This window comes from Actinoplanes sp. NPDC051411 (assembly GCF_040682075.1).
Lineage (GTDB): Bacteria > Actinomycetota > Actinomycetes > Mycobacteriales > Micromonosporaceae > Actinoplanes.
This window is the reverse complement of record NZ_JBFBAD010000060.1, coordinates 30,311-41,820: the sequence shown is the minus strand read 5'-3', so window position 1 is coordinate 41,820 and position 11,510 is coordinate 30,311. Positions and strand designations below refer to the sequence as shown.

Annotated in this window: 11 protein-coding genes; 3 read left to right on the top strand and 8 right to left on the bottom strand. The window is 73.0% G+C overall.

The features are described from left to right. The first annotated feature begins 24 nt into the window (after nt 1-24). Nucleotides 25-543: a 2'-5' RNA ligase family protein gene (locus AB0M88_RS29670; protein ID WP_364107960.1), complete on the top strand. Its 519-nt coding sequence runs from the start codon at nt 25-27 to the stop codon at nt 541-543. Nucleotides 544-838: 295 nt separating this feature from the next. Here the strand turns inward: AB0M88_RS29670 and AB0M88_RS29665 are convergent, their stop codons facing one another. The 3 genes from AB0M88_RS29665 to AB0M88_RS29655 are packed head-to-tail and all read right to left on the bottom strand — an operon-like array spanning nt 839 to nt 4,248. Then, nucleotides 839-1,675, bottom strand: coding sequence for an undecaprenyl-diphosphate phosphatase (locus AB0M88_RS29665; RefSeq protein ID WP_364107958.1), 837 nt, complete (start codon nt 1,673-1,675; stop codon nt 839-841). Nucleotides 1,676-1,724: 49 nt separating this feature from the next. Beyond that, a complete protein-coding gene (locus tag AB0M88_RS29660; protein WP_364107956.1) occupies nt 1,725-2,666 on the bottom strand; it encodes a tyrosine-type recombinase/integrase in 942 nt (313 codons plus the stop codon). A 4-nt stretch (nt 2,667-2,670) separates the two neighbouring features. Continuing rightward, entirely contained in the window at nt 2,671-4,248 is a 1,578-nt protein-coding gene (locus AB0M88_RS29655) for an ABC-F family ATP-binding cassette domain-containing protein (RefSeq protein ID WP_364107954.1), read from the bottom strand. A gap of 183 nt (nt 4,249-4,431) precedes the next feature. Between AB0M88_RS29655 and AB0M88_RS29650 the strand changes: the two genes are divergently transcribed. Both AB0M88_RS29650 and AB0M88_RS29645 read left to right on the top strand, forming a co-directional pair. Beyond that, on the top strand, nt 4,432-4,773 hold the full coding sequence (locus AB0M88_RS29650) for a PadR family transcriptional regulator (protein WP_364107952.1): 342 nt from the start codon (nt 4,432-4,434) through the stop codon (nt 4,771-4,773). A gap of 154 nt (nt 4,774-4,927) precedes the next feature. Further along, the gene (locus AB0M88_RS29645) at nt 4,928-5,962 is read left to right on the top strand and encodes a hypothetical protein (RefSeq protein ID WP_364107950.1); all 1,035 of its coding nucleotides are present in this window, start codon (nt 4,928-4,930) and stop codon (nt 5,960-5,962) included. 879 nt (nt 5,963-6,841) lie between these two features. On the opposite strand, the gene AB0M88_RS29640 is transcribed toward AB0M88_RS29645, so the two are convergent. From AB0M88_RS29640 to AB0M88_RS29620, 5 genes are all read right to left on the bottom strand, one after another. Continuing rightward, nucleotides 6,842-7,687: a sigma-70 family RNA polymerase sigma factor gene (locus AB0M88_RS29640; RefSeq protein ID WP_364107949.1), complete on the bottom strand. Its 846-nt coding sequence runs from the start codon at nt 7,685-7,687 to the stop codon at nt 6,842-6,844. 194 nt (nt 7,688-7,881) lie between these two features. Continuing rightward, the gene (locus AB0M88_RS29635) at nt 7,882-8,493 is read right to left on the bottom strand and encodes a response regulator transcription factor (protein ID WP_364107947.1); all 612 of its coding nucleotides are present in this window, start codon (nt 8,491-8,493) and stop codon (nt 7,882-7,884) included. Then, on the bottom strand, nt 8,490-9,635 hold the full coding sequence (locus tag AB0M88_RS29630; RefSeq protein ID WP_364107945.1) for a sensor histidine kinase: 1,146 nt from the start codon (nt 9,633-9,635) through the stop codon (nt 8,490-8,492). The genes AB0M88_RS29635 and AB0M88_RS29630 overlap by 4 nt, the downstream gene beginning before the upstream one ends. Nucleotides 9,636-9,656: 21 nt before the next feature. Continuing rightward, complete coding sequence (locus AB0M88_RS29625) at nt 9,657-10,448, bottom strand: ABC transporter permease (RefSeq protein ID WP_364107943.1); 792 nt, start codon at nt 10,446-10,448, stop codon at nt 9,657-9,659. Beyond that, on the bottom strand, nt 10,445-11,389 hold the full coding sequence (locus AB0M88_RS29620) for an ABC transporter ATP-binding protein (RefSeq protein WP_364108026.1): 945 nt from the start codon (nt 11,387-11,389) through the stop codon (nt 10,445-10,447). The genes AB0M88_RS29625 and AB0M88_RS29620 overlap by 4 nt, the downstream gene beginning before the upstream one ends. Between the last annotated feature and the right edge of the window lie 121 nt (nt 11,390-11,510).

Below are 11,510 nucleotides of genomic sequence, written 5' to 3'. Positions count from 1 at the left end.
GCGCGGACCGGGCTGATCGTTGCCGTGCCGGAGTCCGAGCCGGTCGTCGGGCGGCACCGGGCCGCGCTGGATCCGGTCGCCTCGTGGGGCATCCCGGCGCACATCACCGTGCTCTATCCGTTCCTGCCGCCGGGCGAGGTCGACGGCGCCGTGCTGGACGCGTTGCGCTCGCTGTTCGCGGGTCTGCCGTCGTTCGCGACCGTGCTGTCGCGGGTCGCCTGGTTCGGGTCCGAGGTGCTCTGGCTCGCTCCCGAGCCCGGGGAGCGGTTCCGCCGCCTCACCGAGGCGGTCTGGGACCGCTTTCCGTCGGCACCGCCGTACGGTGGGGCGTTCGACGACGTCGTCCCGCATCTGACCGTGGGCGACCGCGCGCCGCGGGCCGCCCTGCGCGAAGCCGCCGCCGACATCGCCCCGCAGCTGCCGATCCGGGCCGCGGTCCGGTCGGTCCGGCTGGTCGCAGGCACGACCGGCGCGGTCCCCTGGCGCACCGTGGCCGAATTCCCCCTCGCCGCTGCGCCTGGGCCATCCGACGCGCGCCCGTGAAGCCGGGTCACCTCGTTTTCGGGAAGTGACTCCAGACCGCGGTGTGGTCGCCGGCCAGGACGGTTCGCCGCCGGGCCGTCCGGCCACTGCGGCAGCAGGTAGACGGAGAGTTGCAGGTCGCGCAGCCGCCGCGGGAACGGCCAGGCGGGTGAGTCACGCACGTCGAAGCCGTACGCCCCGGCCAGCCGCGCATAACCGGCCGGTCCCCGCCGAACCTCCCCACCGCGCGCGGCCGGCCCGACGGTGTGGGCGTCGCCGTGCACGGTCGCCTCCCGCCGCCAGTACCGGCGGGCGGTTACTTGGGCGTGATCGTGTCGGTGGCGAGCAGGACGGCCAGCAGCGCGCCGAGCACCAGCCGGTACGCGATGAAGATGCTGTACGAGTGGCGGGAGATGAACCTCAGCAGCCACGCCACCGCCGCGTAGCCGACCACGAAGCTGACCAGCGTCGCGGCCGCCGTGTTGGTCCAGCCGACCCCGTCGGCGATCTGCCCGGAGTAGTCGTGCACCTGCAGGATCGTGGCGCCGAACAGGGCCGGGATGCTCAGGAAGAACGACAGTTTCGTCACCGTCACCCGGTCGATGTCGCGCAGCAGGCCGGCCGACATCGTCGCGCCCGAGCGGGACACGCCCGGGATCAGTGCCAGGCACTGCACCACGCCGATGATGAGCGTGTCCTTCCACGAGACGTCGTCCTCGTGGCGGATCTGGGTGGCGGCGTGGTCGGCGAACGCCATCGCCCCGCTCCAGATGATCAGGGCGCCGGCGATGAACCACAGGCTGCGCAGCGTGTGCTCGACGGTGTCCTGGAACAGGCCGCCGACGATGACGACCGGGATCGAGCCGAGGATCACCGCCCACGCGAACTTCCAGTCCGGGTTTTCCCGGCCGGCCGCGCTGAACAGGCCCTTGAACCAGGCCGCGATGATGCGGATCAGGTCCTTGCGCAGGAAGATCAGCGTCGCGAAGACGGCGCCGGACTGGATGATCGCGGTGAACGCGGTGATGTCGTCGGCGGCGATGTCGAAGCCGAACAGTTTCTCGACGATGGTCAGGTGTCCGGTGCTGGAGACGGGCAGGAACTCCGTGATGCCCTCGACCACTCCGAGGACCACTGCTTGGATGAGGTTCAACCGTTCCCGCCTTCGCCGCCGCTGACCGCGACGAGGATAACGGGACGAGTCAGGCGCCGGCGCGGCGGACCCGGGCCGCCGCGATCGTGTACGCGGGATCGCGGTCCAGGTTGTGCCGGTCCCGGTCGTAGCGGCGTGTGGTGCGCGGATCGGCGTGCCCCATCGCGTCCTGCACGTCTTCCAGCGGCACCCCTTCGGCGCGCGCGGTGGTGGCGAACGCGTGCCGCAGCGAGTGCGGCGAGAGGCGTTCCGCGTCGGCGATCCCGGCCTCGGCGGCCAGGCGCCGGACCAGCCGGAACACGGCGTGCCGGTCGACGCGCCCGCCGCGGGACGTGACGAACAGCGGGCCGTCGTCGCCGCCGCGTACGCAAAGATAGGCGTCCAGGGCCGCCGCCGCGCCGGGCGTGAGTGCCCGCCGCCGGGGTCTGCCGCCCTTGCCGGTGAACCGGACCGTGCGGTGGCCGCGTTCCCAGCCCAGGTCGCCGGTGTCGAGGCCGACCAGCTCGCCGACCCGCAGGCCGAGGTCGGCCAGCACGGTGATCATGGCGTGGGTGCGCTCCCCCGCCGCCGCGGCCCGCTCCAGCAGCGCGTCGACCTCCTCCGCCGACAGGCCGACGGTCGACGAATGGTCGCGGTCGATGTAGGGCCGGTCGGCGCCGCCGACCGGGTTGGCGCCGACCGCCCGCAGCTTCAGCAGGAAGTCGTACCAGCTGGACACGCCGGAGAGCTTGCGGGCCACGGTGGTCGCGGCGAGCGGGATCGCTTCCAGCTGGCGGGCGTACGCGTTGACGTCGAGGAAGGTGGCGCCCAGCGGATCGAGCCCGCGCTCGCGGCACCAGTCGAGCCAGCCGTGCACGTCGCGCCGGTACGCCGAGCGGGTGTGCTCGGAGAGCCGCCGGTTGGCCAGCCACACCTCGGTGACCTGTTCGGCCGGCCCGTCGAGTGCCGGGAGTCCGGGGATCTGGCGGGGCACCGGTTGCATGCCGCTCATCTTTTCAGTTCTCGATCACTTCACCGTTCCCGACATGCCAGCGGCGGGTCGTGCCGACCGCGCCGGCGAAGTACCGGTCGTGGGTGACGATCACCAGGGTGCCCCGGTAGCGGCGTAGCGCCTCCTCGACCACGTCGAGCGCGTCGAAGTCGAGGAAGTTGGTCGGCTCGTCGAGCAGCAGGATGCGGGCCGGGCTGTTGACCAGCACCGCGAGCAGCAGGCGGCGCAGTTCGCCGGCCGACAGCGCGTTCAGCGGGCTGTCCCACTGGTCGGGGCCGAACTGGTGGCCCAGCAGCAGTTTCTCGGCGTCGTCGACGTAGACCGGCACCTGGGACCGGAAGAACTCCATCATCGTGCGGCCGGTGCGCAGCCCGTCGTCGGTCTGCGGGAGCACGGCCGTCCCGTCGCCGGCCAGCGCCCGCAGCAGGGTCGTCTTGCCGGCCCCGTTGCGGCCGGTGATCAGGATGCGGTCGCCGCGGCGCACGTCGAGGTCGACGTTGCGCAACAGCCGGCGCTCGCCGTAGGCCACGGAGAGGTCACGTACCTTGAGGACCACGTCGCCCGGCTCCTGGGAGTCGTCGGGGAACGCCAGGGTCAGCGGCGGCCGGGTGCGGGGGCGGGCGATCCAGCGTACGGAAGCCATCTGCCGCTGCAGGCGGCGTTCCCGGACCTTGGCCTTGCGGGCCACCAGCCGCGCCACCCGGCGCAGATGCGGCGCCTCGGCGCCGGAGCGCACCGTGTTCTCCACCCCGCGCGCCTGGTCCTTGGTGCGCTCGATGTCGGCCTCCCACCGGCGGCGGTCCTTCTCCTGGGCCTCGTAGTCGAGCAGCAGCTTCTGCCAGCGCCGCTGCTTCTCCTCCCGGTAGGCCGTGTAGCCGCCGCCCGGATAGTCCTGCGGCTCGTCGTGGATGCCGTCGAGCTCGATGACCCGGGTGACGGTGGCGTCGAGGAACGCCCGGTCGTGGCTGACCGCGAGAACGCCACCCGGGTAGGTCGCCAGCCACTGCTGCAGCCAGGCGGCACCCTCGGCGTCGAGGTGGTTGGTCGGCTCGTCGAGCAGCAGCGTGTCGGGCTCGTCGAGCAGTGCCCGGGCCAGCATCAGGCGGGCCTGCTCGCCGCCGGAGACGTCGCGCAGCGGCCGGTCGTCGCCGATGTGGTCGATGTCGAGGCGCTGGCGGACCTCGCTGAGTCTCGTCTCGGCGGTCCAGCCTTCGAGCGCGGTCCACCGCTCCTGGACGACGCCGTAGTCGTCGAGGACGTCGTGGCCGGCGGCCAGCTGTTTTTCGAGGTGCCGCAGTCGCGCGGTGACCGCCGCCAGCTCGCCGAGGCCGCCGAGCAGGAAACCGCCGACCGTGCCGTCGGGGTAGGCAATCTGCTGGGCGACGTGGGCGATGCGCCCGTTTCCCGTCACGGTGCCGCTCGCCGGATCGAGCTCGCCGGCGAGGGTGCGCAGCAGGGTGGTCTTGCCGGCGCCGTTGGGACCGACCACGCCGATGCGGTCACCCGCGCCCAGCACCAGATCGAGGCCCTGGAACAGCAGGTCGCCGTCGTGGGCACAGCTGAGAGCAGAGATTTTCAACAAGGAGGTCTCCAAGGGCAGACGCCGACAGGGGGCAGTTCACCTGAGGTCGGGTCGCTGTCACATGGAGAAAGGCACTCCTTCGGTTGACGTGAGACCCACCCTGCCCCCTGAGGCGGCCCGCCGCAACCGATTTACCCGATACCTCGGTTGACGATATATAGCGCCGGTCGTAACGTGATCGCCATGCAGGAGCCCACCTTCCTCATCCTGGCCGCCCTGGCCGCCGCGCCCCGCCACGGCTACGGCGTGATCCAGGAGGTCGAGCAGTTGTCCGGCGGCACGGTCAAGCTGCGGGCCGGCACCCTCTACGGAGCCCTCGACCGGCTCGTCGAGCGGGAATTGATCACGGTCGACCGCGAGGAGGCCGTCGAGGGCCGGCTGCGGCGCTACTACCGGCTCACCGACGCCGGAGCCGGGGTGCTCGCGGGCGAAATCGAACGGTTGCGCCGCAATGCGGCGGCGGCCGAGGAACAGCTGCGGAGGCGGCCCGGCGGGCTCGCCGGCGGTTTCGCGTACGCGGGGTGAACCGCGCCCGCCCGCGCGACGTGTGGCAGGTAGTAGCAGGCGCTCACGACGGCGCCACAGATCGGGGGCGGGGCCATCACGCGGGCGGCGTGGTGGCCCCGAGTCGTCTGATGCCTCGGTTGACGGCATATGCCGCCCTCCGTAAGGTATCCGCATGACCCGGCTCGAGCGCTCCTACCAACGGCTCATGCTGGCCTATCCGGCGGCCTACCGGCGCCGCCATGCCGCCGAGATCGTGACCACGCTGGTCGAGATGAGCCCGCCGTCGCGGCAGCGACCGCCGGTCGCCGACGCGTGGCACCTGGTGGCGGCCGGGCTCCGGCAGCGGTTCCGGCTGCCGTCGCGGCGGCCCCTCGCGTGGGCCGGCGCCCTGATGCTCACGCTGGTGCTGGGCGCGCTCGGAGCGGCAGCCGGCTCGCTGGTGGCCGCGCAGACCGGTGCCGGGCTCCCCTCCCGGGCCGGCTTCAGCGCGCTGTCGCGCCTCGCCGCTGACGGCACCGACCGGTTCGAGCAGCGCGACTCGGCGCCGCACACCGTCCCCCTGTGGTGGAGTGACGCCGACGCCCCCGGCTGGACTCCCGCCCAGGCCCAGGCCCGGCTCGCGCGGGCCGGCTGGGCACTGACCCCGGTGCGCCCGCTGACCGGCGGGGCGAGCTACGGGCCCGACGGGCAACCGATCCCGCTGACCCGCACCGGGTTCGACGGCACCCGCGACGGGCTGCACCTGCGCGTGTCCGGCAACGTCACGGCCGGCCACGCCCTCGTCGACGTCAGCGTGTGGCCGGCCGACAACGGCTCACGGTGGCCGCTGACCGTGGCCGGGGCCGTGCTCGGGCTGCTGGCCGGGTGGCCACTCGCCGCCACGCTGGCCTACCGCCTGCGCCGGGTGCCGCCCGGGCAGTCCCGGCTTGCCGCGGCGCTGACGGGCGCGGCACTCGCGGCTGTGGCCGTCCCGGCGGCGGCGTGCTACGCCAACCTGGGCCTGATGGTCCGCGCGGCCGGCGAGGGCGACCCGCCGGTGCTGGTCTACCGCGCGTTCACGGCCGGGCCGTTCGAGACCTGGGGCTGGACCTGGATGATCGCCCAGCTCGCGACCGCCGCCCTGCTGCTCGGCCTGTCGGGCGCCGCGGTGGCCCTCGCCGACCGGGCTCGCGCCGGCACCGTCCTGGACCGGGGCGTGGCATCGTGACGCCATGATCGACGGACCGGGAGCGGTGACGGCGGTCGTCGAGCACACCGTCGAAGCCCTTTCCCCAGGCGCTGTCCGCGTCCGGCGATGTGGAACGGGTGGCGCCCGCCCCCGTGCGCCGATGTCACGCGGGTGGCACAGCTCCATGAGGCCCTCGACCAGTTCCTGACTCGCGGAGCTTCTGCGGTCGCGACCTGATCACCGGCGTCCCGGCCGGCATCCAGGGCGCGGCACTGCTGCGCGCGGCGGCCCGCGAGTTCGGCGACGACCGCGACAGCTTGAGCGAGCAAGACCCCGACCGGGTCGTGCGGCGAGTCGTCCGCGGTTGACCGGCCCGGCTTGATGCCACTGCTCCCGGGCGCCCGGGAACGGCTCGCCTCGCCCTTTCCCGCCTTCCGGCTCTGCTAGCCGGCGTTGCCATTCGGCCCCGCCAGCCGTCCCAACCGGGCCCGCCGCACGACCCTGCCGCCAGCCAGCCCGGCCGCCAGCCAGCCCGGCCGACCGGGGCCGCCATTCGACCCTGCCGCCAGCCAATCCCGCGGCCGGTCCCGCAGCCAGCCGCCCTGCCAGCCGGGCCCGCCACCCGACCCTGCCGTCAGCCAATCCCGCGGCCGGTCCCGCCGTCAGCCAGCCCAGCCAATCGGTCTCGCCGCTCGGCCCAGCCGCCCGGCTCCGCCCAGCCGGCCGCGCCCGGACTGCGCGAAGCGCGGACCCGGCGTCGCCTGGGCCGCACGCGGCACCGCCGACCGCGGAACCGGCCGCACGCCGATCCGCCCGTCTGGTGAAACGGCCCTCGCCCCGTGCTCGGCCGGCGGCGGCACGTCGCGTACCGAAGAGGCCGCCACGCGGTGAGCGTGGCGGCCCCGGTCGGAGCTCGGGTCAGGCGGCCTTGCGGAAGCCCTGGGCGTCGGTGGCGCTCAGCCGGGTCGACATCGTCGAGCGGGCGGCGATCTGCGCGGCGTAGACCGCGCGGCGGCGGGCCACGCAGCCGTCCCGGCCGACCGACGACTCCTGCTGGTCCATGTGGGTGGTCAGGCCGTCCTTGAGCAGCGCCAGCGCCTCGGTGCGCAGCTGCGACACCCGCGACTCGGTGACGCCCAGCGACGCGGCGACCTCCGACAGGGGGCGCTCCTGCAGGAACGAGGCCTCGACGACGTAGCGCAGCCGCTCCGGCAGGACGGCCACGGCGTCGTGCAGGTAGCCGATGCGCTCGCGGTGCAGCAGCATCTCCTCCGGGTTCAGGGTCGGCTCGGTGACCAGGTCGTCGGCGGTGCCGGCGGCGAAGCCCTGCAGCGACAGCACGGCGGCGCGCTGGACGTCGTCGTCGACGTTGCTCAGCTCGCTGACCGCGACGCCGAGCAGTTGGGCCAGTTCCTGCGCGTTCGGCGTTCGGCCCAGCTGGGCGGTCAGCTCGGAGCGGGCGGTCTCGGCGCGGCGGGCGCGGGCCCGCACCGAGCGGCTCGCCCAGTCCATGCTGCGCAGCTCGTCGAGCAGGGCGCCCCGCACCCGCATCGCGGCGAACCGGCCGAACGGGATGCCGCGGCCGTCGTCGAACGCCTGCGCGGCCGTGACGAGCGCCGCGTAGCCGGCCGAGGCCAGGTCGTCGCGGTGCACGTGGGCCGGAACCTTGAAGAGCATCTCCCGGACCATGTGGCCGACGAGCGCCATGTTGTCGCGGATCAGAGTTTCCTGGGCCCGGGTGACGGTCTTCGTGGCTGCGCTCATGGTCGGTTCCCCCCTGTGGTTGTCGCCGTGACGGCTGACCGGCTGACGGGGAGAACTCTTCGGGGCGGCGGGTGCAGAAAACGGTCACCTACGGTTGCCGCTCGGTTGCACCGTGGCACTTCTGCTCATGTTCGAGAATCACCTAAATACTCGAAAGGGACGCCCGGAGGCGTCCCTTTCGGCAGATCCGCGGCTCAGGCCAGCAGCCACCCGTTGTCGACCGCCAGGCGGACCGCCTCGGCGCGGGTACGCGCCCCGGTCTTGCCGATCGCCGACGACAGATGGTTGCGGACCGTGCCCTCGGACAGGTGCAGGTCGCGGGCGATGTCGGCGACCGTGCCGCCGTCGCGGGCCGAGCGCAGCACGTCGGTCTCCCGCTCGGTCAGCGGCGAGTCGCCCTGGGCCAGCGACTGCGCCGCCAGGGCCGGGTCGACGACGCGCAGGCCCTCGTGGACGCGGCGTACGGCGTCGGCGAGCTGGCGGGCCGGGGTGTCCTTGACGATGAAGCCGCTCGCCCCGGCCGCCATCGCCTGCCGCAGGTAGCCGGCCCGGCCGAACGTGGTCACCATCAGCACCCGGCACCGCGGCAGCGCCCGGTGCAGCTCGCGGGCCGCGGCCACGCCGTCCAGGCCCGGCATCTCCACGTCGAGCAGGGCGACGTCGACGTCGTGGGCGCGAACCGCCTCGACGACCTCGTCGCCCCGGCCGACCTCGGCCACGACCTTCAGGTCGGGCTCCATGTCGAGCAGGGCCGCCATCGCGCCCCGGACCAGGGCCTGGTCGTCGGCGAGCAACAACTTGATCATGATGGGACCTCCACGCGTACCCGGAAGCCGGGCTCGTTCTCGCGGCAGCCCACCGTCAGGCGGGCGCCCAGGGCCTCCGCACGCCGGCGCAGGCCCGTCAGGCCCTGGCCGTCGGCGGTGACGACGCCGCCCCCCACACCGTCGTCGATGATCTCCACGCTCCCCGCGCCCAGCTTCACCTGGGCGTGCGTGGCCTTGCTGTGCCGGACGATGTTGGTGACCGCCTCCCGGATCGTCCAGGCGAAAAGTTCCCGGTTGCGCGACGGCACCTCGTCGGCCGCGCCCGGCAGGTCGGCCTCGACGTTCGCCGCGGCCAGCGCCTCCCGGGCGGCGGCGATCTCACCCGGCAGCGAGATGCCGCGCACCCCCATGGCGGTGGAGCGCACGTCGGACAGCGCGTCGCGGGCGAGCGCCTCCAGGTCGGCCAGTTCCTTGCGGGCCCGGTCGAGGTCGACGTCGAGCAGCCGCTGGGCCAGCTCCGCCTTCACGGTCACCACGGTCAGCGAATGGCCGAGGATGTCGTGCAGGTCGGAGGCGATGCGGGCCCGTTCGTTCTGCACGGCCAGGTCGGCGATCTCCTGCTGGGCCGCGCCGAGCCGGTACTGCCGCTCGGCCGCCAGCCGGATGCCCCAGGTGGCCAGCGAGCCGAGCAGCACGGCCAGGCCGTAACCGTTGTCGGTCCAGCCGGGAACCGCGCCCGGCAACGTCTCGGCGACGCTGCAGAGCAGAACCGCCAGGGTGATGCCGGCCGGCAGCGGCAGCGTGGCCATGCCGTACGCCGCGATGTACACCAGGCAGGTCAGCGCGTGGCTGCCCGCCCCGGGGATCTGGGCCCCGAACAGGACCAGCATCGCGGCGAGGCCCAGCCCGGCCCGGCGCCCGAAGCCCGGCGGGGTGACGCCGTACCGCATGCGCCGGGTCAGGCTGATCATGAACAGGTACACCACGGCGAAACCCGCGACCGCGACCAGGCCGAGATAGCGGGCCCACTCGCTCTGCTGGCGCCAGAGCGCGCTGACGTTGTCGCTCAGGTAGAACAGCCAGATCGCCGCGAACACCCAGCCGTACTTGGCGCCCTTGAACGGGGCCGCGGTTATCGGAGCGGTCGCGTCGTAGCGGTGGGGGGACTTCGCCGCGCTCATGACGGTGACGCTACCGGCCGGTCAGACGCGGGCGGTGTCGCGGCGGAACCGCCACATCGCGCCGACCGAGAAGATCGCGGTCCAGGCGATCACGTTGACGATCGCGACCCACAGGCTGCCGTCGTGGGTCAGCGGGTAACGGGCCAGTTCGCCGACGCCGTAGACCGGGGTGAACTTGGCGATCGTCGCGAACACGTGGCCGAACGTGTCGACCGGCGCGAACAGGCCACCGGCGAACGCGAGGATGGCCAGCGCCGGGCCGAGGAACTGCATGACGTTCTCGCTCGGCAGCAGGTAGCCCATGAACAGGCCGAACGCGGCGAACACGAGCGCGCAGACCCAGGCCAGCGGGATGCATTCGAGCCACGCGTGCACCGGCAGCTTGGCGCCGGCCAGCGCCCCGACGACCGCGGTCACGATGACCGACGCCGCGCCGATGATCATCGCCAGGACCAGCTTGATCGCGACGTACGCGATCGGCTTGAGCGGCGTGAGCCGCAACTGGCGGCTCCAGCCGGCCGCCCGCTCGACCGACACCATCGCGCCACCGCTGGTGGTCGACACCATCGCGCCGTAGACGGCCATGCTGATCAGGATGTAGCCGGTGACGTTGCCGCCCTGGCCGACCGACTCGTTGCGCGAGGAACTGTTGGTGCCGAAAGCCAGGAAGAACACGACCGGGAAGACGAAGGTGAAGATGACCGTGCGGCGGTTGCGCAGCATGCGGCGCAACTCCAGTTTGATCATGCCGAGGTTGAAGCCGCCGAACTTCGGCAGGCTCCGGGCGGCCGGCATCACGGCTGCGGTGCTCATCGGGTGCCCTCCGGGGCGTCGTCGGCGGTCAGGGCCAGGAAGGCCTCTTCGAGGTTGCGCGAGGTGATCTCCAGGTCGCGCGCCGGGGTCTGGTTGAGCAGGTAGCGGGCGATGTCGTCGGTCTCGCGGCCGTGCAGGAAGACCGAGTCGCCGCGGATCTCGACGCGCTCGACACCGGGTAGCGCCGCCAGCTCGCTCTCGTTGGCGCCGGGCAGCGTGGCGCGGACCGTGCGGCCGCTGGCCAGGGCCTTGACCTCGGCCGAGGTGCCGTCGGCGACGATCTTGCCGCGGCGGACGAAGACCACCCGGTCCGCGTACGCGTCGGCCTCCTCCAGGTAGTGCGTGGCGAAGATGACCGTACGGCCGCCGCGCGCGTCGTCGCGGATCGCCGACCAGAACTCGTGCCGGCCGTTGACGTCCATGCCGGTCGTCGGCTCGTCGAGGATCAGCAGCTCGGGGTCGGGCACCAGCGCCATCGCGAACCGCAGCCGCTGCTGCTGGCCGCCCGAGCACTTGCCGACCTTGCGGTCACCGATGTCGGCGAGACCGGCCCGTTCGAGGGCCTCCCTGGCCACGCTCGCCGGCCGGCCGAACAGCACCGCGGTCAGCCGGGCGGTCTCCTCGACCGTGTAGTCCTTGAGCAGTCCCCCGGTCTGCATGACCGCGGAGACCAGGCCCAGCGCGACCGCGTCGTGCGGCGGCCGGCCGTACACCTGCACCGAGCCCTCGTTCGGGTGGGACAGGCCGAGCAGCATGTCGACGGTCGTGGTCTTGCCGGCGCCGTTCGGGCCGAGCAGCGCGACGACCTCCCCGGGCCGGATGCGCAGGCTTATGCCGTCGACGGCGGTCACTGCGCCGAAGCGCTTGACGACACCGTCAAGGTCGACGGCCAGCTCGTTGGAGCCGCGGGCCGCGAGATTCGGTTGGGCGGTGAGGGTCATGTCGAACATCCTCGCGTCCCCCGGTTGCCGCACCGCGGGCGGCGTGTCATCTGTCCGGCATGACATTCGTCAGGGGTCGCCATCCGGTGTTCCACCGGCGGTCACCGCGGCCCACCACGAT